At 39.5% G+C, this 22,478-nt stretch carries 21 protein-coding genes; 14 read left to right on the top strand and 7 right to left on the bottom strand.

Annotated features, from left to right (window positions below):
- Window positions 1-12: 12 nt before the first annotated feature.
- From B9N62_RS02230 to B9N62_RS02215, 4 genes are all read right to left on the bottom strand, one after another.
- On the bottom strand, window positions 13-765 hold the full coding sequence (locus B9N62_RS02230; RefSeq protein ID WP_087584179.1) for an amino acid ABC transporter substrate-binding protein: 753 nt from the start codon (window positions 763-765) through the stop codon (window positions 13-15).
- A 9-nt stretch (window positions 766-774) separates the two neighbouring features.
- Window positions 775-1,527, bottom strand: coding sequence for an amino acid ABC transporter substrate-binding protein (locus B9N62_RS02225; protein WP_084041921.1), 753 nt, complete (start codon window positions 1,525-1,527; stop codon window positions 775-777).
- A 9-nt stretch (window positions 1,528-1,536) separates the two neighbouring features.
- Window positions 1,537-1,749, bottom strand: a complete 213-nt coding sequence (locus B9N62_RS11000) for a transporter substrate-binding domain-containing protein (RefSeq protein WP_234402276.1) — start codon at window positions 1,747-1,749, stop codon at window positions 1,537-1,539.
- Window positions 1,750-1,929: 180 nt separating this feature from the next.
- Window positions 1,930-5,382 (bottom strand): acyl-[ACP]--phospholipid O-acyltransferase, encoded by a 3,453-nt coding sequence (locus B9N62_RS02215; protein ID WP_087584178.1) that lies wholly within the window; start codon window positions 5,380-5,382, stop codon window positions 1,930-1,932.
- 168 nt (window positions 5,383-5,550) lie between these two features.
- Between B9N62_RS02215 and mnmG the strand changes: the two genes are divergently transcribed.
- The 4 genes from mnmG to B9N62_RS02195 all read left to right on the top strand — a co-directional run bounded on the left by mnmG (window position 5,551) and on the right by B9N62_RS02195 (window position 10,396).
- Complete coding sequence (gene mnmG / locus B9N62_RS02210; RefSeq protein ID WP_087584177.1) at window positions 5,551-7,416, top strand: tRNA uridine-5-carboxymethylaminomethyl(34) synthesis enzyme MnmG; 1,866 nt, start codon at window positions 5,551-5,553, stop codon at window positions 7,414-7,416.
- Window positions 7,417-7,591: 175 nt separating this feature from the next.
- The gene (gene petA, locus B9N62_RS02205; RefSeq protein WP_021091707.1) at window positions 7,592-8,095 is read left to right on the top strand and encodes a ubiquinol-cytochrome c reductase iron-sulfur subunit; all 504 of its coding nucleotides are present in this window, start codon (window positions 7,592-7,594) and stop codon (window positions 8,093-8,095) included.
- Between the two features lie 10 nt (window positions 8,096-8,105).
- Window positions 8,106-9,350, top strand: coding sequence for a cytochrome b (locus B9N62_RS02200; RefSeq protein WP_087584176.1), 1,245 nt, complete (start codon window positions 8,106-8,108; stop codon window positions 9,348-9,350).
- A gap of 2 nt (window positions 9,351-9,352) precedes the next feature.
- Window positions 9,353-10,396, top strand: coding sequence for a c-type cytochrome (locus tag B9N62_RS02195; protein WP_087584175.1), 1,044 nt, complete (start codon window positions 9,353-9,355; stop codon window positions 10,394-10,396).
- Here the strand turns inward: B9N62_RS02195 and B9N62_RS10710 are convergent.
- From B9N62_RS10710 to B9N62_RS02185, 3 genes are all read right to left on the bottom strand, one after another.
- Window positions 10,393-10,518, bottom strand: coding sequence for a hypothetical protein (locus B9N62_RS10710; protein WP_257640167.1), 126 nt, complete (start codon window positions 10,516-10,518; stop codon window positions 10,393-10,395). The genes B9N62_RS02195 and B9N62_RS10710 overlap by 4 nt on opposite strands.
- Before the next feature lie 627 nt (window positions 10,519-11,145).
- On the bottom strand, window positions 11,146-11,433 hold the full coding sequence (locus tag B9N62_RS02190; protein WP_087584174.1) for a hypothetical protein: 288 nt from the start codon (window positions 11,431-11,433) through the stop codon (window positions 11,146-11,148).
- A 44-nt stretch (window positions 11,434-11,477) separates the two neighbouring features.
- Window positions 11,478-12,563, bottom strand: coding sequence for an MBL fold metallo-hydrolase (locus tag B9N62_RS02185; protein ID WP_087584173.1), 1,086 nt, complete (start codon window positions 12,561-12,563; stop codon window positions 11,478-11,480).
- Window positions 12,564-12,976: 413 nt separating this feature from the next.
- Here B9N62_RS02185 and B9N62_RS02180 point away from each other — a divergent pair, with 413 nt between their 5' ends.
- The 10 genes from B9N62_RS02180 to B9N62_RS02135 are packed head-to-tail and all read left to right on the top strand — an operon-like array spanning window position 12,977 to window position 22,452.
- Window positions 12,977-13,546: a 4Fe-4S dicluster domain-containing protein gene (locus B9N62_RS02180; protein WP_021091760.1), complete on the top strand. Its 570-nt coding sequence runs from the start codon at window positions 12,977-12,979 to the stop codon at window positions 13,544-13,546.
- Window position 13,547: 1 nt separating this feature from the next.
- Window positions 13,548-15,515, top strand: a complete 1,968-nt coding sequence (locus B9N62_RS02175) for a proton-conducting transporter transmembrane domain-containing protein (protein ID WP_087584172.1) — start codon at window positions 13,548-13,550, stop codon at window positions 15,513-15,515.
- Between the two features lie 9 nt (window positions 15,516-15,524).
- Window positions 15,525-16,445: a respiratory chain complex I subunit 1 family protein gene (locus B9N62_RS02170; protein WP_084041928.1), complete on the top strand. Its 921-nt coding sequence runs from the start codon at window positions 15,525-15,527 to the stop codon at window positions 16,443-16,445.
- A gap of 1 nt (window position 16,446) precedes the next feature.
- Window positions 16,447-17,091 (top strand): hydrogenase 4 membrane subunit, encoded by a 645-nt coding sequence (hyfE, locus tag B9N62_RS02165; protein ID WP_021091711.1) that lies wholly within the window; start codon window positions 16,447-16,449, stop codon window positions 17,089-17,091.
- A 2-nt stretch (window positions 17,092-17,093) separates the two neighbouring features.
- Window positions 17,094-18,575 (top strand): hydrogenase 4 subunit F, encoded by a 1,482-nt coding sequence (locus B9N62_RS02160; RefSeq protein ID WP_087584171.1) that lies wholly within the window; start codon window positions 17,094-17,096, stop codon window positions 18,573-18,575.
- Window positions 18,572-20,308: a hydrogenase large subunit gene (locus B9N62_RS02155; RefSeq protein ID WP_087584170.1), complete on the top strand. Its 1,737-nt coding sequence runs from the start codon at window positions 18,572-18,574 to the stop codon at window positions 20,306-20,308. Before B9N62_RS02160 ends, B9N62_RS02155 begins: the two co-directional genes overlap by 4 nt.
- Window positions 20,305-20,844 (top strand): formate hydrogenlyase complex iron-sulfur subunit, encoded by a 540-nt coding sequence (locus B9N62_RS02150; protein ID WP_054197155.1) that lies wholly within the window; start codon window positions 20,305-20,307, stop codon window positions 20,842-20,844. Before B9N62_RS02155 ends, B9N62_RS02150 begins: the two co-directional genes overlap by 4 nt.
- A complete protein-coding gene (locus tag B9N62_RS02145) occupies window positions 20,841-21,665 on the top strand; it encodes an NADH-quinone oxidoreductase subunit B family protein (protein ID WP_021091627.1) in 825 nt (274 codons plus the stop codon). The genes B9N62_RS02150 and B9N62_RS02145 overlap by 4 nt, the downstream gene beginning before the upstream one ends.
- A complete protein-coding gene (locus B9N62_RS02140; protein ID WP_021091884.1) occupies window positions 21,662-22,006 on the top strand; it encodes a formate hydrogenlyase maturation HycH family protein in 345 nt (114 codons plus the stop codon). The genes B9N62_RS02145 and B9N62_RS02140 overlap by 4 nt, the downstream gene beginning before the upstream one ends.
- Complete coding sequence (locus tag B9N62_RS02135; protein ID WP_021091859.1) at window positions 22,006-22,452, top strand: hydrogenase 3 maturation endopeptidase HyCI; 447 nt, start codon at window positions 22,006-22,008, stop codon at window positions 22,450-22,452. Before B9N62_RS02140 ends, B9N62_RS02135 begins: the two co-directional genes overlap by 1 nt.
- Window positions 22,453-22,478 lie beyond the last annotated feature (26 nt).

The raw sequence follows: 22,478 nt of genomic DNA, 5'->3' as shown, positions 1-22,478 counted from the left end.
TGGTTTATAAATTTATTTTGAGACGTCTTTGCCAAAGTAGCTTTTTGAGATAGCTTCTAGTTTGCCCTCTTTTGAAAGTTCGTTTAGAGCATTTGAAATTTGCTCCGCAAGCTCGGCGTTGTCCTTTTTAACAGCTGCTGCTGTGTAGTCTTTCTCATCAAGTGAGGCAGCTATCTTTACAGGTGCATTTGGGCGCTCTTTTATGAAGTCGTAAAATACGATGTTGTCTCTTACGACAGCATCTACACGCCTTGATATAAGAAGCTCCATACTTTTAGCAAAACTATCTGTTACGACGTGTTCAGCGCCGTATTTTACGGCGACTTTCGCCCAGTTGCTCGTAGCTGAGTCAGCATTTCTTTTGCCTTTTAGGTCGGCAAAGCTTTTTATGTCGTTATTATCTTTTCTAGTGATGATAGCGCCAAATGTCACAGTGTAAGGCACTGAAAAAGCATATTTTTTCTTTCTCTCATCAGTTATGCTTACTTGGTTAAACACCACGTCTGCTTTGCCAGCGTCAAATGCAGCTAGCATCGCATCCCAAGGAGCTGTTAGAAACTCAACTTTTAAATTTAGCTTTTGCGCTACCGCTCTTGCGATATCTACATCGTATCCCACTAGCTCATTTTTATCATTATAAAATGTAAAAGGCGCGTAAGTGCCTTCAGTTGCTACTGTTAGCACGCCATCTTTTATAGTTTTTGCTTGTAAATTTAAAGCCATCGCAAGCACAGCTACTACTTTTAATAAATTTGTAAATTTCATTTTGATCCTTTATTTTGAAATATCTTTTCCAAAATATTTCATAGAAATTTCGCTTATCTTACCCTCGGCTTTTAGTTCATCAAGCGCTTTGTTTATCGCCTCTAATAGCTCAGTGTTGCCTTTTTTAACGATTGCAGCTGTTGGCATCGGCTCGTTGCTTGTGTATGCGATTTTTAGTGGTGCATTTGGGCGTTGTTTGATGTAGTCAAAAAATGTGACGTTGTCATTTATCGTATCGTCAGCTCTTTTTGAGATGATAAGCTCCACGCCTTTGCTAAAGCCATCAGCCACAACCACTGTTGCGCCATTTTTCTCGGCTATTGCTGCCCAGTTGCTAGTCGCAGAGTGCACGCTTTTTTTGCCTTTTAGATCAGCAAAACTTTTGATGTCGTTATTATCTTTATGCACGACTATTACAGGATATGGCATAGTGTAAGGCACGCTCATACCATACTTTTTCTTTCTATCTTCGTTTATACTTACTTGGTTAAACACAACATCAGCTTTACCAGCATCAAATGCAGCTAGCATCGCATCCCAAGGAGCTGTTAGAAACTCAACTTTTAAATTTAGCTTTTGCGCTACGGCTCTTGCAATATCTACGTCATATCCTACTAGCTCGCCCTTTTCATCGTAAAATGAGTAAGGTGAGTAAGTACCTTCAGTTGCGACGATAAGTTCGCCTTTTTTGATAGTTGAAGCATTTAAATTTAAAGCTAAAAAAGCACCTGCGATCAAGCCAAAAATGGGCTTAAAATTCATTAATTCTCCTTATTTAGAAATGTCTTTGCCGAAGTATTTAAGCGAAATTTCGCTTAAAGCTCCTTCTTTGCTAAGCTCATTTAGGGCAAAGTTTATCTTAATTAGCAGCTCTTTGTTACCTTTTTCTACGTTATAGCCCATTTTGTTCACTATTTGTATGGCGTTATCTTTTATGCTTGCTAGTAAAATTTTGTAAAGGCAGAATTTAGCAAACAATCGCACGAATTGCACCAAATTTAAAAAGCGCTAGAAAATTTTTATATAAAACTCTTTCTAAAAATAAAATCAATAGCAGAATTTGCAAAAAAAGAAAAATTTTTAAGATTTATGCAAATGTTAGTCGCAACTACGATCTGACCAGTATTTTGGCGCTATTTTATCACGAAAAAGGAGAGCGGTGTCTCACTCCGCTAAAAGTGAGACCGCTAGAGCTTTTACCCCCTTAAAATCAACCTTGCCACTCGCAAGTGTTGGTATATCATCAACGATGAATATATAGCTTGGCATCATTATAGGAGCTAGGCTACTCTCTTTTAAAATTTGCTCGATATTTTCAGGCTCTGTGCCGCTTTTTACTAAAAGCGCGATCGCTTCGCCTTTTTTGCTATCTGGCACGTTTGCACTACTAAAGACTACATCGCTTCCAAGCACCTTTGTAAGCTCTTCTTCGACACTACCAAGGCTTATCATCTCGCCGCCTATCTTGGCAAATCTTGAGTATCTATCGACGATAAATACAAAGCCGTTTTCATCGATGTGACCTTTATCGCCAGTTTTATAGTATCTGACGCCGTCTATATGCGTGATGACATCGCTTGTTTTGGCCTCGTCGTTTAGATAGCCCTTCATCACCTGCGAGCCGCCGATCACTATGAGTCCGTCTGTGCCAGTTTCTAGCTCTTCAAGCGTCTCTGGGTCGATTATCTTGATGATGGTACCAGGTAGAGGCATACCAACGCTGCCAGGTCTATTAAATGTAAGCTCTTTTAGGCTCTCTTTTTCTAGGATATTTGGCATATTTACGGCCGCTACTGGCGCTGTTTCGGTCGCTCCATAACCCTCGTAAATTTCTATACCAAATTTGAGTCTAAACTCATCTTTTATCTCAGGTTTTAGCTTTTCAGCCCCAGCTACGACCATTCTGGCACTTTGAAACATCAGTGGATGAAGCTTTTTGTTTCTGGTGTAGAGCCTAAAAAATGTCGAGGTGCCAAAGATGATGCTAGCGCTGTGTCTTGCAGCCATTTTGCCGATAGTCGCTCCGTCTGTTGGGTCAGGCACGCTTACCATTTTTATCCCCTCGCAAAGTGGCATGAGCGTGGTGACTGTTAGGCCAAATGAGTGAAATACTGGGAGTGAATTTAAAATAACATCATCTTTTTTGAAATTTAGAAGTTCGCTTATTTGCTTAATGTTTGCAAGTAAATTTTTGTGGCTTAGCTCGATGCCTTTTGGCTCGCCTTCGCTGCCGCTACTAAATAAAATGGTAGCCGTATCCTCTAAGCTTACATGTTTAAAGTAGCAAAGTTTTATGAGCCAAGTTGGGGCAAAAAATGCAGTTAAAAGCGCTAAAATTTTCTCTTTTTTTGAGACACTAGCTGAGAGATCTTCTGCAAATTTAGCCTTGCCGCTCATCGCATCTTTTAGATCAAAGCCCTTAAGTGCGAGCTTTTCAAGAAATTTGCTAGATGTGATCACCGTATTTATATTTGCTTTTCTTAGGGCGTGATTTAGTGAGGTCTCATTTAGTGTGTAGTTTAAATTTACGCTCACTTTGCCCATGGCTAGAAGCGCCATATTTACGATAGCTGCGATGCTTGAGCTAGGTAGCAAGATGCCTATGTTTTTCTCATCTTTTAGCTCGCGTTTGAAAATTTTGATAAAGACTAAAACGGCTGTTATAAATTTCAAGTTGCTTAAATTTAGCCCAGTGCTGTCGCTCACGCACTCTTTAAATTTATTCTCTTTTGCGTTGTTTAGCCATTCGTTTGTTAGTGGTTTTTGTCTTGAGATGAAGCTCTCCCACGATGAAAAGCTAAGCTCAAGTACCTTTTGCTTCATTTTCGCAGCGTTTATAAATGTAGTTATTGGCTTGCCAAAGGCGACGATGATGTCGCGTCTGCCGTTTTTAGAAGTGAGGTCTTTATAAAATTTACTAGCCCTTGAAAAGCTCGAGCCCCAAAGGCCACGAAGATAAAATGGCACTATGCAAATTTCTTCTAGATCTCTTATGATAAGCTCAAAGCCCTTTTGAAACTCATTTATCTGGCCGTTGTAGCTGATGTGACCCTCTGGGAAAAGTGCGACCACTTCGCCATTTTTTAGGCACTCACGCACAAGCTCGATCGACTCTTTGCTAGCTCCTGCGCCTATTGGGATCACTTTGAAAAATTTAAAAATTTGCTTTAGATACCATTTGTTGTAGATCGTTCTATACATGACAAATCTTATGCCCCTTGGGCTGGCTGCTTGAAGCACGAGCCAATCAATCCAGCTGATGTGGTTGCCAAGAAGTAGCGCACCGCCACTTTGTGGTAAATTTTGCAGGCCTTCAACGAAAAATCGGTACTTTGTCTTTAAAAATGGCAGTAAAAGTAGTCTTGTAAAAAGGTGCGGGAGCTGCAAAATGGCGTAAAAACTGCCGATTAAGCAAACAAGCGCTGTAAAGACAAAGAGCCCAGTGGTTGAAATTTCAAAATATACTAAGCCTATGCCAATGGCTAGAAATAGCAGCATTGAGACGTTTTGCAAGAAGTTGTTTGCTGCCATTATCTTACCGGTCGTTTTTTGCGGGGCAAAGTACTGGATCATCGCATTTAGCGGCACTATGAATATGCCTCCAAAAAAGCCAAATGCAAATGAGCTAAGGCTCACCACGCTGATATTTGAGCCAAATGCGAAAAATAAAAGCGAGAAAAATATACCAATAGCGCCCATCGGCACGATGCCAAGCTCGATGTGAAGCTTTGACATAGAGCCAGCTACGTATGAGCCAAATGCGATGCCTATGGCGCTTACTGCAAGGATTGCCTGCACCGCTAGCGAGCTATCGTCGTTAAAGACTGCCTTGTAATGAGCTGGAAAAGCTGCGATGATGATCTGAGAAATTCCCCAAAATATGCTTAGTCCAGCGATACTTAGCCAGATGTTTTTATCTGACCTTACCTCTTTTAAATTCTCTCTTAAGTAGTTAAGGGTGATGTATTTTTTAAACTCAAATTCCCCGCTTTGTTCGTTTGTTTCGCTGATATAAGGCAGCTTGTAGGCAAAAAATGCTTCAAGCGCGCTAAAAACGACTAAAAAGATGCCAATAGGATAGACGCTTTTTAAGATCTCTTCTGAGCTTTCGCCTTGGATGTATAAATTTTCAAATATAAATGAAAATAAAAATGAGCTAAAAAGTATCGCTACGATGGTGAGCGCTTGGATGATGCCATTTGCTGTGCCAAGGCGCTCAGGGCCGACTAGAGCTTTGATGATGCCGTATTTTGCTGGTGAGTATATCGCACTTTGAGCGGCTAGTATGAGCGTTAAAGCAAAGGCTACGCCAAAAGCGCCTGCAAGATAGCTAAAAAGTACCGCGACACTAATGACAAGGCCAAAAATAGCACAAATTCTTATGACTTTTATCTTTGAGAATTTATCATTTATAAAGCTTGAGGGCGAGAATAAAAAGATAAATGGTAGCAAGATCATTGCGTTTATGACAGCTGTTAAGATAAAAAGTATGTCGCCATCGTATGTTTTTAAAAGAACATTTTGTATGGTTATTTTGTGTGCTAGATCGACGCTTGCATTTAAAAATGCGATCGCAAGGTAGGGTAAAAAGCCAGCAACTTTTAATAAACTCATCATAGAAATACCTTTGTGATTTTAAAAATTTTGTAAATCTAACAGCAAAATATTTAAAATATTATTAATAAAAAACTCTACATTAAATTTGGCAATAAAAATTTCTAAGAAATTTAAATTTTATATGCTTTTGGATAAAATCAGCCCATCAAAAATAAGGAAAAATTTATCATGAACTATGAAATAATCGTCGTTGGCGGCGGACATGCAGGCATTGAGGCAAGTCTTGCGGCTGCTAGAATGGGCAAGCAAACTTTACTGATCACTATCTTAGCCGAGCAAATAGGCGCTGCAAGCTGTAATCCAGCCATTGGGGGCCTTGCAAAAGGGCATCTTGTAAAAGAGATCGACGCGCTTGGTGGCCAAATGGGGCTAACGACTGATGCTGTTGGCATCCAGTTTCGCGTGCTAAATGAGAGCAAAGGCCCAGCGGTGCGTGGTAGCCGCGCTCAGATCGATATGGATAGATACCGCGTTTATATGAGAAATTTGCTTTTAAACACTCCAAATTTAGAAATTTCTCAAGAGATCGCCACTGAAATTTTAAGCGAAAATGGCGAAGTAACCGGCGTTAAAACCCATCTAAATAACATCTATAATGCAAAAAAGGTGATAATTACCACTGGTACATTTTTAAACGGGCTAATTCACGTTGGATTTAACAAGCTAGAAGCTGGCCGTGTGGGCGAGCTAAGTGCAAAGGATCTAAGTGGCAGTCTAAGAGAGCTTGGGCTAAATTTAGGCAGGCTAAAGACTGGAACATGCCCAAGGATCGATGCAAAAACTATAAATTTTGAAATTTTAGAAAAGCAAGATGGTGACGCAAAACCAGTTGCGTTTAGCTTTAGAACTAAAAATTTTTCCCCAACGCAGCTGCCATGCTACATCGCCTATACAAACGAAACCACGCATGAGATAATCCGCTCAAATTTCGACAAAGCACCACTTTTTACAGGACAGATTGAGGGCATTGGGCCAAGATATTGCCCAAGTATCGAGGATAAGATAAACCGCTTTGGCGACCGCGACAGACACCATCTTTTCATCGAGCCTCAAACACTTGAAGCTACAGAGTACTATATAAACGGCTTTTCGACTAGCTTGCCTTATGAGGTGCAAGTGCAGATGCTACGCTCTGTAAAAGGCTTTGAAAACGCAAAAATCGTAAGGCATGGATACGCTATCGAATACGACTACGTCGAGCCAACGCAACTAAAACATAGTTTGGAGACAAAAAAGGTAAAAGGTCTTTATCTAGCTGGGCAGATAAACGGCACGACTGGATACGAGGAGGCTGGCGCTCAGGGGCTAATGGCTGGCATAAATGCAGCGCTTTCACTTGATAATAAAGAGCCACTTGTCTTGCGCCGCGATGAGGCGTATATCGGCGTTTTGATCGATGATCTTGTCACAAAAGGGACAAAAGAGCCATATAGGATGTTTACGAGTAGGGCGGAGTATCGCTTGCTTTTGCGTGAGGAAAATGCCATTTTAAGGCTTGGTGGATATGGCCATGAGCTTGGGCTTCTTGATGATGAGACTTTTAATGAAATTGAAGCTATCAGGCAAAATTTAAAAGATGGCCTTGCTTACCTTAACAATACGCAAATTACGCCGAGCAAGCAAAATTTAGAGCTTTTAGCTAGCCTTGATGAAGAGCCAATAAGCCAAAATGTGAGCCTACAAAAGATCGTCGCACGCAAGAGCTTTACGGCTGAGAAACTAAGAAAGCTTGATCAGAAATTTGCAAATTTAGATGATGCGAGTGTGGATCAAATTTTAACCGAGTGTAAATATCAGCACTACATAAATGAGCAAAAAAATCAGATAGAAAAAATGAAAGATATGATGGATGTGAAAATTCCTGAAAATTTTGACTTTAGAAGTGTTAGTGGCCTTAGTAATGAAGTGGTCGAAAAGCTTGAGAAATTTGCTCCGCCTACGCTCTTTGCTGCGAGTGAAATCTCAGGTATCACGCCAGCTGCGATTGATATCTTACATATTTATATAAAGATGAATGAGAAAAGGCTTGGCTGATTTTGATTTTAGATTTATTTCAAAAAGCCATAAAGCTTAAAAATTTTTATCTTAAAACCAAGATTTACGTTTAAGTTAAAATCAACATTATTTTTGCAGATTATATTTAGAAATTATACTTTTTTAATTTTTTGAGAGTATAATCGTTTAAAATTTATTTATAGAAAGGAATTTAATGTCAGTAAAGCAAGAAAGACGTAGCTTTATCGGCCTTGCGTTTGGTGCTGTGGCAGCTGTCGGCGGCGCTATGTCACTAGTGGCTGTTAAAAAGACTTGGGATCCGCTTCCAAGTGTAAAAGCTGCTGGTTTCACAACAGTTGATCTAAGTCCGATCAAAGATGGAGAAATGAGGCAGGTTGAGTGGCGTAAAAAGCCTATTTTCATCCTTAAAAAAAGTCCTGATATGGCTAAAAATGACAAAAGAGATGTTGTCGTAGGGGATGCTAGATACGTAGTTCTTATCGGACTTTGCACGCATCTTGGCTGTATACCTGAGTATAAAGCAAGCAAACAAATGTTTGTATGTGCCTGTCATGGCGGCGAATTTAATGCCGACGGAATGCAAACATATGGACCTCCTCCAAGACCACTTGATATACCACCATTTAAGATTGATGGAACCAAGCTAGTTCTAGGCGAAACAAGCCCAGAATACGAAAAATTAGTAGCAAAAGCTTAGGAGGATAGCAATGTCTTTAGCTCATAAATCAACTGGCGTTATTGACTGGCTTGATCAACGCCTAGCTTTTACAAAACTTATAAAGGTTCTAGTTAGCGAATACTGGATTCCAAAAAATATAAATTTCCTTTGGGCAATGGGCGTTATTTTAACAACGCTTTTTATGCTCTTAATTGTTACTGGGTTTTTACTTTTAATGTATTACAAACCAGATGTAAATTTAGCATTTGATAGTGTAAATTATACTATCATGCAAGAGGTCGAGTATGGCTGGCTTTGGCGTCATATTCACGCAGTTTCAGCTTCTACGATATTTCTTATTATGTATATTCACTTACTTACTGGACTTTACTATGGCTCATACAAAAGAGGTAGAGAGGTCATTTGGATAAGTGGTATGGTGCTATTTATCTGCTTTTCAGCAGAGGCATTTAGTGGTTATATGCTCCCATGGGGACAGATGAGCTACTGGGCGGCAACTGTTATCACTCAGCTTTTTGGCGGTGTGCCAGTTATTGGCGATGCTTTAGTTGAGTGGATTAGAGGTGATTACGCAGTTGGCGACTCAACACTTACTAGATTTTTTATGCTTCATGTTTGTTTATTGCCACTTGTAACGATAGCTGTTTTGGTTATTCACTTCTACTCTTTAAGAGTTCCACACGTTAATAACTTAACAAGCGAAGATATAGACTTTGAAATAGAGGCACAAGAATATCTACATGGCGATAGAGCGAAATCTAAAGTTATACCATTTTGGCCAGGATTTTTGGCAAAAGACTTTATGTATGTATCATTCTTTATGATATTTGTCATCTATCTTGTTTGCTACCACTTCAACTTTGCAATGGATCCTATCAACTTTGAGCCAGCAAATCCACTAAAAACTCCACCACACATCTACCCAGAGTGGTATTTCTTGTGGCAATATGAAATTTTACGTGGCTTCTTCTTTGATATAGCTGGAATTTCTGCTTATAACATCGGTCTTATCGCATTTGCATTTGCAGGTGTTGCGTTTATGCTTATACCGCTTTTTGATAGAAGTGACCTTGTGGCTCCAGCTCACAAAAGACCACTATTTTTCGTATGGTTTTGGGTCTTAGTTGTCGATCTTATCGTTTTATCGATATATGGCAAACTCCCAACAGGTGGCATCAACGACTGGATAGGTTTTTACTCATCGTTGCTATTCTTGTTCTTATTTATAATTGTATTGCCAGTTATAACAATACTTGAAAGAAAGAGGGGCTAATCATGAAAGAGCTTAAAATTTTTGCCATCGTTGTTATTCTTTCAGGTGTTTTATATTGGGGTATCGAGCCTTATGCTCACACAAAGCTTCACCCTCATACTGCAAATGCTGAGTATAACTTCTCAAAAGAAGATACTGACTATGCAAAGCACTTTTTAGAGCAAAAAAAGGTAGCACTTGAGACTGCTAAGGCTAGCGGAAATAAGGCAAGTATAGACGCGGCTACAAAAGATGTAGAAGTAGCACAAAAAATTCTTGATGACTATACAGCATTTTGGAATGACATTAACTCTATCGATCTTACAAAAGGTGACGCTACAAAGGGTGCTGATACTTTTGTAGCAGCTGGATGTACAGGATGCCACGGTATAGAAGCAGCAGGTATGCCAGCTGGTATGGATGCTGAGACAGCTAGTCAAAGCTTTGGTGTAGTGCCACCAGATCTTAGTACCGCTGGTAAAATTTATGATGATAAATTCTTGGCCGCACTCATTAAAAACCCAACTATGGCTTTAAAACTAACTCATAAATTTAACGACGAGCATCCATTTCCGATGACCGCATTTATGGGTACTGGCGGTGATATAAATGTTGAGACTGCCGATATAGTAGCTTATTTGAAAAAGGTATCTGCTGATTATGAAAAGGCAAATAATAAGATCACTGAAGAAAAGGTTTTCGCTGATGCATGTCAAAGATGTCATGATATAAAATATGACAAAAAATATGCATTTAGCAACAAAGTAAGCCTTACTGCTTATATGGGCTCAAATCCACCTGATCTATCGATGATGATTCGTTCAAAAGGCGATGAGTATTTACATAAATTTATAAACGATACTCAAAAGATGCTACCAGGTACCGCAATGCCAAGAGTTGGTTTAAATAAAGCCGCTGAAGACGACGTGGTAGCTTATATCCAAAAAGTAGGTGACAAGAAGAAGGCTGAGCGCGAGAGCACAGGGCTTTATGTCATGATCTACTTCTTTATATTAGGAATTTTTGCTTGGCTTTGGAAACGCAAAGTTTGGAGCGAACTACACTAAAATTTAAGAGCCTCTTTGGCTCTTAAATTCTCTCTGGTAAATTTATATATAAATAGGTATTCTTTAAATTCGTTTTTGTAAATTTGATCAAATACTCTTACAAGTTTTAAAATCTTATTCACTCGCCTTAGCAACTTACCAAATTCAGGTCTCGTTATCACTCGCCGCTGAATTTGGAAGCGTGATATGCTCGCTCATAAATTTTAAAATTTACCTGACACTTGTTTGATGTAAAATGCATGCGGCGCAAAGCGCTATCGCATGCTCTCTAACGTACGAGGGGTTTTTACTTCGACTTCGTCTCGTAACTGCAAGCAGACAGGGGATTAAAAAAAGGGGATAAGGGTACGGCTTCGTAATTCAAGTCCCCTCCCTTTCTAATAAAGTTTTTAAATTTAAAGTCTATATTTTTAAAAATAGAAATTTACTATTTTGCAAATTTTAAAACTTTCATTTACTCGCAAGAATTTGACTACCGATTTTGAGCCTCGCAAGGCTTGCTACTAAAATCAAAGTCGAAATTACTCGTTTATTAAATTTTAAAAATTTGCCCAAAAGTCTAAAAGCAGTAGTATGCCTATACTACCTTGTAAACTATGAATACACAAGCGTTTCAGTAGAAAATAGAAATATATCTGAGCTTTAACGGTCGCTATTTAAATAAATTTATTTTAAGCAAATCACTCACCAAAACCCACCAAATTCCACAGAAGTAGTAAAATTTAGCTCCGCATCAAGCCTATTTAAAACTAAATTTCCTTGGCGATCTTGCTCATTTTATTGAGCAGTTTTTCACGTTCATTTGGCTTTAGGTTGCCGTATTGAAGCTTTGTTATCATCTGCATGAAGTCAAATTGTTTAAACATTTGCGCATCGCTTTTTAGTTCTTTTTCAAGCTTCTCATAGATCTTCTCTGTCTCTTTGTTCGCTTTTTCTAAATTTTGCAAAAAGCTTCCAGTTGCGCTTGAGTCAAGGTCGTTTTTCGCTGCCTTATCGATGACATTTTTTAAATTTGATAAATTTTCAGAAATTTTCATCTGCACTTCCTTTTGGATTTTAAAATTTAGAGCAAATTTTATTCCTAAATTTCATCCCACCACTTTTTTCTAGGCGGATTTTGCGCGGTGAAAACCTCTCCGATCATTGGTGTTGCGTGGTTTAGCTCAAGTTTTGTCGCTGCCTTTTCAAAACGCCTGATCGGCTCGTCCCAAGCGTGATAAGAAAGATCAAATTTGCCCCAATGTACTGGCACGCCAAGCCTAGCTCCAAGATCTTTTAGTGCTTGTGCCGACTCCTCTGGCTTCATATGCACGTAGGGCCAGCCATCGCTGTAAGCGCCATTTTCTATAAAAACTAGATCAAATTCGCCAAATTTCTCATTTATCATTTTAAAATGCTTGCCATATCCGCCGTCTCCGCTAAAGTAAAAGCTAAAGCCAGCCTCCTCTACCGCCCAGCCGCCCCAAAGAGTGGTATTTCTTTTAAATGTGCGCCCGCTAAAGTGCCTTGAGGGACAAAAAGTAAAGTTTAAATTTCCTATTTTTTGATCACCAAACCAGTCAAACTCGTAAATTTTATCTGCGCTTACTCTCCATTTTACGAGGTGAGCTTTGACGCCAAGTGGCACTAGAAATTTGGCTATCCTATCTTTTAGCTCTAGTATCGTTTTATAGTCAAGATGGTCGTAGTGGTCGTGCGAGATGAGGGCGATGTCGATCACCTCTGGGTAGTAGCTAGCGGTGATGGCGTGCTCGTAGGCAAAGGGCTTGCCGCCAAGTGGGAGAGGGAATGCTCGGTGCAAAACTGGATCTGTGACGATGGTTTTGCCATCAAGCTTGCAGATTAGGCTAACGTGCCCAAGCCAGATAAACTCGCCGTTTTTCAAGGCATTTGCGTCAAATTTTAAATTTGGCAAAGGCTTAGTTGGTAGCTTGCCCTTTGGTGGAAAGAGCGCTTGCAGGACGAAATTTAACATAGATGCTTGCGGATTATTTTTTACTATATCAATCGTTGGTTCTAAATTTATAAAAACTTTGCTGTTAAAATTTGGCGAAGCCTTTATCAGCTTTTGGCTTTTAATATCTGGCACGCCACCAAAAACTGGGGCAAATCTCATAAATACAAAAACTGCAACAATAAACAAAACTATAACTATAAAAATTCCCATAAAAAGCCTTTAAATTTAAAGGTCGGATTATATTTTAGATTTTTAAATTTCAGTTTTATTTAATTAACCCGAGCTTAAATAATTAACTTATAAATTTAAAGTTAATTAAGATATTTTTACTCTTTATAGGAAAATTTTATTAATAAATATTATCCTTTAGTAAATAAATATACCTAAAAATCGATACTTAATAGATAATCTTAAGAATATATAAAATAAAAATTTAGTTTTAAAAATACAAAATTTGTCAGATAGATGACGGAATTTATTCATTGTAAGTTATAGAATTATTACAAAAATTAGGAAGGAGCGTTTGAGATGTTAAATAAAAATTTAACTATCTCTATTTTGGTGACTAACCATCACTTTAAAAGTGAGCAGGGCAGTTTAGCCTTGTTTAATGGGAGGAATTTATGAAAAAACATAAATTTGTGATTGCCGATTATAAACGCTGTATAGGATGTGCAACCTGCATGGCTGCATGTTTTAAGAGCGCTTATGAACGCGGCAAGCTGTCACGTGCAAGGCTAAGTGTGCTAAGAGAAGCTACTGGCGTTATGCCAACTCAGTGCAGACAATGCGACGATGGTCCTTGTGCGAATGTGTGTCCAACTGGAGCATTGCGATTTAATGATAATTGCATCGAGCTTCACGAGGAAATTTGTATAGGCTGTAAGATGTGCACGATCGCTTGTCCTTACGGTGCGATAAGCTCAAGTGCGGAGCTTATGCCTTCAGTAAATTACGCTGTCGAGCCAAAGTACAACCTTGAGATAGAGTCACAATCAGGCGCAAAAAATATCGCTGTTAAATGCGATATGTGCTTTGGTCGTGAGAACGGACCAGCTTGCGTTGATGTCTGTCCGACGAGTGCTCTTGTTATGATTGATCCAGAAGAGGGCAAACATAAACTTGGTAAGAGGATAGATTACGAGGCAGCGAATAAGTTTGCTACTAAAATTTTAAACGGACAAGGAGCATAAGATGACTACGGTTTATATGCTATTTCTTGTAAGTGCCGTCGTTAGCATCTTGCTTTATTGTGCTCCAAAGGCCGCTGTAAAGGTTGGTTTTGGTCTAAGTGCTTTAAGCTGCTTTTATGCGATGTGTCACTTTGTTGCAAATATGGGAGTAAGCGATAGCTTTGCTCTTATGGATGGCTTTTTGTATTCGCCAAAATTTGCGCTAAATCCACTTGGAAATTTCTTTAGCTTTGTCGTTGTTTTTATAGGATTTGCAAGTAGCGTTTATGGTATGAGCTATGCAGATGAGTACATCAAAAAAGCAAATGTCGGTGTGTTTGCATGTTTGTTTAATACATTTATACTCTCAATGCTTCTAGTAATTAGCGCTGATAATGTATTTTGCTTTGTCGTTTTATGGGAGCTTATGACTCTTATCTCATCATTCCTTATCATAGTAAATGATGGTAAAAACACTTTAAAAGCGGTTATGGTATATCTTGGCATTGCACAAATCGGTGCATTTTGTATCACCTGTGGATTGCTTATCACAGCTTACTATGCAGGAAGCTTTGAATTTAGCGCATTTATGGGTGTTAAAATGCCATTTGGCGCTTCTGCTGCTGTATTTGCACTATTTTTGGTTGGCTTTGGTAGTAAAGCTGGTATGTGGCCATTTCACGTTTGGCTTCCACAAGCTCACCCAGCAGCACCATCAAACGTTTCAGCCCTTATGTCAGGCGTTATGATTAAAGTTGCTCTATTTACACTAGTTAAATTTACACTTTACTTGCCACTTAGCACATATTTTGGTCTTACAATACTCGCTCTTGGTGCAGCTAGCTCACTATTTGGTGTTTTATATGCTCTTTGCCAACACGACTTCAAAGCTTTGCTTGCTTATCACTCAGTCGAGAACATAGGCATCATTTTACTAGGTCTTGGCACAGGAATTTATGGTGTCGCAGCTGGAAATTTAACACTTGCAGCAGTAGGATTTCTAGCAGGTTGCTACCACGTAGTTAACCACGCTATATTTAAAGGTCTACTTTTCCTTTGCGCAGGTTCGGTTATCCACGCTACTCACACACAAAATATGGACATTCTTGGCGGTCTTGCTAAAAAAATGCCATGGACAAGCCTTGGTATGTTTATAGGTATCATGGGTATCGCAGCCTTGCCTCCAGTAAACGGCTTTGTTTCAGAGTGGTTTACATATCAAGGTATGCTTCAAGGTGCGATGGGCGAGGGAACATTAGTTAGATATGCATTTACACTTGGTGTCGTAGCTCTTGCACTAACAGGCGTTTTGGTCGGTATGCACCTCAAACTTTACGCTGTTATCTTTGCAGGTACTCCAAGAGATCAAAAAATTTGGGAAAATGCTAAAGAGAGTCCAATAGGCATGGTTCTTGGCATGATCATCCTAATGATAGGCTGCGTTGGCTTTGGTCTTGGCGCAAACTACATAGTTGATTACATCATGCAAGCTGTAAATTCTATCGCTATAAGTGACTATAAAGCTAGTCTTGGTGCTATAAACGTAACTTCACCAATAGGCAGTATGATCTCAACTCCACTAATTGCTTTGGTTCTTTGCTCAACCATGATTTTGCCATTTATCATCCTTGCTGTTATGAAAGCAAACAGAGATAAACCACGCGAGACTGATCCTTGGGCATGCGGCTTTAAATATAGCTCACGTATGCAAATGACAGGCGGTCCATTTACTGGTGACCTTAGAAAGATCATGCAATGGCTATTTAGAGCTGATAAAAAGATCGTTACTAGAAATTATTTTGACGCGGTTGAGTATCACAACCATCCAAAAGATATCTGGTGGGGAATGTTTTATGAGCCAGTCATCAAATGGTGTATGAAATTTGCTGATAAACTAGGCATCGTTCAAAGCGGATATACAAACATATATACACTTTATATTCTAGTTTATTTATGTGCCATACTTGCTGTGGGCTACTTTTTAGTTTAGGAGACGAAAATGCAAACTATACTTTTAATGATATTTCAAGTAGTCGTTATCGTTTTGGTAGCTCCTTTGTTTGATGGTATGGCAAGAAAACTAAGAGCTAGACTTCAATCAAAACAAGGTAGCGATTTCTTTCAAACATATCGCGATATTATAAAACTCTTTAGAAGAGGAAGAACCGTGCCTGAGTGCTCTCACTGGGTATTTAGATGGGCTCCATTTTTCCTTTTTGCAACTTCAGCTGCAGTGCTAGCTGCTATACCTATAACATATAGCAAAGATACTGTTTTTGGAGCATATTCAGATATATTTGTGATCCTCTATCTTGGCGCATTGCTTAGATTTGTATTTGGTGCAGCTTCAATGGATAGCGGCAACCCATTTGCAGCAACAGGCGGCGGTAGGGAGCAAATGCTGGGTGTATATGTTGAGCCAGTTATGATCATGTGCCTAATCGTAGTTATGCTTGCAGCTAAAACATCAAATTTAATTGAGATCCAAGAGATGGTAAAAACTGGCGTTATTGGATATCAAATCCCAAGTTTTGCCGTAGCTTCTATCGCATTTTTATGGTGCATGTACGTTGAGACTGGCAGAAAACCATTTGACGTAGCTGAAGCTGAGCAAGAGCTTCAAGAGGGCTTACTTGGCGAGTATGCAGGTAGTGACCTTGGTTTAGTTCAAGCATCACTTATATTAAAACAGTTTGCTATGATCGGACTTTTCCTAACTATATTTGAGCCATGGAATTTTAGCAATCCTTTCTTAGCTATTATCGTTTTTGTGATAAAAACTGGAGTATTTTACGTAGCGGCTGTCTTTATAGACAACTTTGGACCACGCTTTAAAATGACTTCATCTTTACGCAAAAATGCACTTGGTGCACTTGCTATCTCGTTTGTTGCACTAACACTTTATGTAGTAGGAGTGTGAGATGCAAACACTTGATATTTTAGCCATTTGCATGATCGTGACTTCGCTTGCGGTTTTTGGTCTTAGAAGCTTAAAACTCTCAATCATCGCTTATGCGATCGAGACACTACTTTTAGTTAGTATATTTTTCTTGCTATCTGAGAAATTTAACGCCGAGCAGCTCAAAACTTGGGCGATCGTTGCATTTTTTACCAAAGTTTTGCTTGTGCCGGGAATTTTATTCTGGCTTATCAAAAAACTTGGCGTAGTTAGCGAAGATGAACCAGTTGGTGGATTTTTTGTAAGTCCTGTTATCGCTATGGGATTTTCTCTAGCTCTTTCAATGAGTATCCACCCTATATTTTTAAAATTCTCTCTTATCAAAGAAGAGATCATGCTAATCGCAGCTGGAACGGTCTTTATGATGGGAATTTTTGGCTTCATGCTAAGAAACTCATTTATAAAACAAATTCTAGCTTACTGCTTGTTTGAAAACGGTATCCACCTAAGCCTTGCTCTAATGGCTTATAACTCACATGAGTTAGTCGAGCTTGGAATTTTAACAGATGCGATATTTGCCGTTATCATCATGAGCATTCTAGCGATTAGATTTTATAAAGCTTATGATAGTTTAGATACTTCTAAAGCTTCAAATTTAAGGGGTTAGAGATGGATAGTTTAGCTTTAATACTTATCTTACCGCTCCTTGGTGCTTTGGTCTTGTTTTTGAGTCCTAAAAATTATGCGGTATTAAGCGGACTTCATGTCTTGTTTTCTGCTGCGACATCGGTGGCTTTACTTAACAATGTTCTTAAAGTCTTAAGTAGCGGAACTTTTTATAGTTTTGATAAATTTTTGTTTTTAGATAGCTTAGGCTGTGTTTTCTTGGTGCTTATCGCTGTAACTGGATTTATAGTAAATTTCTACTCTATCCACTATATGAGATGGGAACTTGAAGATGGACACATCCACTTAAGTGATCTTAAAAAATATTATGCATTAAGCCATGTATTTATCTTTACAATGACTTTAAGCGTTATTTGCAACAACGTTGCGTTTATGTGGGCAGCTATCGAGGCAACAACTCTTGCTTCAGTATTTTTGGTCGCTATCCACAAAGACCAAAAATCAACAGAAAGTGGCTATAAATACATCGTTCTTTGCTCAATCGGCCTAGCATTTGCACTTTATGCGACTGTTCTTTTATATTCAGCCACATTTAGCACTCTAGGAGATGGCGAAGCTTCTATGCTATTTTCAAGCATAATGGCAAATGCTAAAAATTTAAACCCAGATGCAGCAAAGCTTATCTTTGTATTTGCTCTAATTGGTTTTGGTACAAAAGCTGGTCTTGCTCCAACTCACACTTGGCTACCAGACGTTCACGCTGAAGGTCCAGCACCTATCTCAGCCTTGCTTTCAGGTGTGCTTTTAAAATGTGCGATGCTAGCACTTTTGAGATACTACGCTATCACTGCTCAAGCTGTTGGCTTTAGCTTTGTTGAGGGCATAATGATCGTTTCAGGAACTATCACTCTTTTTGTAGCGGGATTTTTCCTAATCAGACAACACAACGTAAAAAGAATGTTTGCGTACCACTCAATCGTTCACATGGGTGTTATCGCATTTGCACTTGGTGTTGGCGGTAAATTTGGTCTATTTGCAGCGATATTTCACTGCTTAGCTCACAGCTTTACAAAAGCTTTGGCGTTTTGCTCAACAGGCAATATCGCAAGAATTTACGGCCACAAAGATATGAGCAAGATGGGCGGTATGGTTAAGATCGCACCGATCACCACTATAATGTTTGGCGCGGCTGTTTGTTCACTTGTTGGTGTTCCAGCATTTGCTATATTTGTTAGCGAGTATAATGTCTTTGTAGGAGCTATCACAAGCGGTCAATACATCGCAGTTGCGCTATTTGCTATTGCACTTGCAGTTATTTTCATAGCTGACTTTGCGCACTTTAATATGGCAAGCTTTGGCGAGCCAAAAGGTGTGGTTGTTCATAATAAAGAGATGAGTTTGTTTGAAAATTTACCTCTTATAGCACTCTGTGCCCTTATCATAATCTTTGGCGTATGGCACGTAGATAGCTTTTATACGCTAGTAAATAACGGTGTTAATATAATGATGGGAGCTTTAAAATGAGAGGCGATAAATTTGTTGAAATCCTAAAAACAAAGGTAAAAATTTTAGAAGTAACTCGTCAAGCAGACGATCAAATCACAGTTTTGGTTGATAGAAATGATCTTCCACTAGCTGTTAAAACGCTTTATTATGATATTGGCGGCTTTATAAGTACGATGATACCAAATGACGAGCGCCAGATAAATGGCAGCTTTGCGCTTTACTATGCTATCTCAATGGAAGGTAGCAAGATGACTGAAGCGGATGATTTTGCAGCTGAGGATAAGTGCTTTATCACTGTTAAAACGCTTATCCCAGGAAGCGATCCGACATTTCCATCTGTTACTCCGCTAGTGCCAGCTTGTGTTTGGTATGAAAGAGAAGCTTATGATATGTTTGGCCTTGTAGCCGAAGGTTTGCCTGACAAAAGACGTCTAGTTTTAAGTGATGACTGGCCAGACGGACTTCATCCACTTAGAAAAGACGCGATGGATTATCGCTACCGCCCTGATCCAGTTGATCACAGAGATGAGCCTGATGCGGAGTTTTTGTTCCCAACAGGTGATGCAGTAGTTGATGTGCCACTTGGACCACTACATATTACTTCAGATGAGCCAGGTCACTTTAGACTTTTCTGTGACGGCGACGAGATCATCGACGCTGACTACCGCCTCTTTTATCAACACCGCGGTATGGAAAAGCTAGCTGAAAACAGAATGAACTATGATCAAATGGGCTATCTTGCAGAGAGAGTTTGTGGAATTTGTGGTTATGCTCACGCTATCGCTTGTATCGAAGCAGCAGAAAAAGCTATCAAGCTTGAAATTCCACTAAGAGCACAAGCTATACGTGTCATCTGTCTTGAGATCGAGCGTCTTCACAGCCACCTTTTAAATATCGGTCTAGCTTGTGAGGTTACTGGTAACTACAACGCATTCATGCACATCTTTAGGGTGCGCGAGTACTCTATGGAGCTAGCTCAACTAGTAACTGGTGGCCGTAAAACATACGGCAACGTCGTTATGGGCGGCTTAAGACGTGATATGACAAACCAAGAGATCAAAAAAGGTATCGAGATCATAAATAAACTTGACGTTCAAATTTCAGAAATTTGGGACGCAGTTATGGAAGATAAACGCCAAATCGGACGCTGGAAAGGTGTAGGCATCCTAGACCGCCAAATAGCACGTGACTTTAGCCCAGTTGGTCCAAATATGAGAGGCTCTGGCTTTAAACGTGATAACCGCTACGATCATCCATACGATTTCTTCAAACAGATAGAATTTGAAGTAGCAGTTGAGCATGGTTGCGACGTTTTTGCTCGCGAGATGGTTAGATATAAAGAGTTAAAAAGCTCTATCCACATCATCCGCCAATGCTTTGAGTTAATGCCTCAAACTCCGATTATGATTGATCCTGTGACTATGATCAAACCTGAAAATTTTGCACTTGGTCACGACGAAGCACCACGCGGCGAGAACGTCCACTGGATCATGCAAGGCAGCGCTCAAAAAGTATATCGCTGGAGATGCAGAGCTGCAACATATAACAACTGGCCAAGCCTAAGGTATCAATTTAGAGGCAACAACATAAGTGACGCAGCACTTATCGTTTGCTCACTTGACCCTTGCTACTCATGCACTGAGCGTGTTACATTAGTCGATGTAAGGACTAAAAAGAGCAAAATTTTAACAGAGAAAGACCTTAAAAAATTCTGTCAAGATGGCGGGGTTAGTAAAAAGGATTTAAGATGATGAAGTTATTTGACATCACAGAAAAATATGGAAAAGCGACATACGCCTATCCATTTGAGCCATATATTGTTCCTGAAAATTTCCGTGGTCAGCCAAACTATACATACGATCTTTGCATAGGTTGTGCAGCTTGCGGTATCGCTTGTCCTAGTAACGCAATAGAGCTTAAGATGAACGAGGAGCAAACAAAGCTTGTTTGGGAATTTGACTGCGGACGTTGTATATTTTGCGGTCGCTGCGATGAGGTTTGCCCAACTGGAGCTGTTCGCCTAAGTGATAGCTTTGAGCTTGCGGTTAAATTTGACAAGAGCGCTCTTATACAAAGAGGCGAACTTGAGATGCAAACTTGCAAATGCTGCGGCAAGCCATTTACGCCAAAAAGGCTTATAAATTTCACCCTTGAAAAGCTTGGCACAGCAAATTTACTCCCAGGCAGACTTGAAGAGGCAAAAGACTACCTTTACATCTGCCCAGAGTGCAAGAAAAATCAATCTGCTGAGAGGCTAACAAAAGGCATTGAGGAGGCTATAAAATGAGTCTATATCAAGTCCCAGAGGACATAAAAACAGCAAATGATCTAACTGCAAAGCTAGAGCATCTAAAAAATATCAAAAGAAGCTTTAGCGTTTATAGGATCGACTGCGGAAGCTGTAACGGCTGTGAGATAGAAATTTTTGCAGCTATCACACCTATGTGGGATCCTGAGCGTTTTGGTTTTAAACTTGTTGCAAACCCAAGACACGCTGATATTTTGCTTTGTACTGGTCCTGTAACAAGACAGATGTATTATCCACTTCTTCGTGCTTATGAGGCGACTCCAGATCCTAAGATCGTAGTTGCTCTTGGTGCATGCGGAAGCAGTGGCGGAATTTTCCACGACGCTTATAGCGTTTGGGGTGGCATCGATAAGATAATCCCAGTCGATGTCTATATCCCAGGCTGTCCTCCACATCCAGCAAGCATTATTTACGGTCTTGGCATGGCTCTTGGCATCATTGATCAAAAGCTTCATAAAAAAAGCTATGAAGAAGATAATACGTTGCCACCTTCAGTTGAGAAGTCAGTCATAGGCGATATCTTGTTTGAGCGCGACTTGCAAGCTGAAAGTAGAAGACTAATGAGCTATATCTTTGGTAGAATCCTTTTTGAAAAATATATGAATGCTATCAAATGTTCAAAAGATGTCCATGATCCAAGCATTTCAAGAGAGGCTGTGCTTACAGCTATCAAAAAAGAAGAAGATCCTAGATATGCTGAGTGCATGGGGCTTTTGCATAATGATGTCTATCTAAAATATGCAAAAGCTGATAAAAGCTTTGCGATAGACGTTGATAGCGAGGTTTGGAGCAAGAGATGATACAAGTTTATAAGCTTACAAAAAGGCATATGGACGACAACGACAAACTTCCACGCGAGCTAAAGGAGATAAAAATTTTCTCCACTTGCGTGGGACATGGCGTTGGCACGATAGACTTTAGCGAGAAAATTTTAGAGCTAAGCGATGAGGAATTTGACGAGATGATCAAAAACTCAGGCGAATATGTGAAATTTAAGATCGGAAATTTAAGCAAGTATTTTGAAGTTGAAATTTTTGCTGAGCATATCGCTAAACTCTTGCCGCAGCTTTGTGAGTGTAAGCTTAAAGAAATTTTGGCAAATTTAAAAGAAGGATATATCGTGCTTAGGAAGGACTTTTGATGAAAAAGGCCATCCTTTGCATCGGTAATCCTATGCGTGGCGATGATGATGTGGGTAATGAAGTAGGCCGCATCGTAGAAGCTGAGCTAAAAGAGTGGAAGGTCTTTTTTGGGCAAGATGTGCCTGAGAATGAATTCTCAGCTATTAGAGAATTTGCGCCTGATATCTTGATAGTAGTCGATGCGATGAGCGGCTTTGATGAGGATAAGATAGAGTTTTTTGACCTAAGTGACGATAGAGACTACATCTACTCGACTCACAATCTCCCAACGCCAGTGCTTTTAAGCTATTTGCGAAAAATTTGCCCTAAAACGCTTTTTCTTGGTATTAGCGTCTTGCTCGAAAATGTCTTAAATTTTGAAGAGGGACTAAGCGAGCAGGCTAAAAAAAGTGCAAGAAAAGCTTTTTTAAGAATTGTAGAGATTGATAAAAATTTAGTCGGTTAAATTTAGCAAATAGCTAAATTTAGTCT

The organism is Campylobacter concisus (assembly GCF_002165785.1).
In the GTDB taxonomy this organism is placed as follows: Bacteria; Campylobacterota; Campylobacteria; order Campylobacterales; family Campylobacteraceae; genus Campylobacter_A; species Campylobacter_A concisus_W.
Note: the sequence above shows the minus strand (reverse complement) of the source record. Positions and strands in the feature narration are given on the sequence as shown.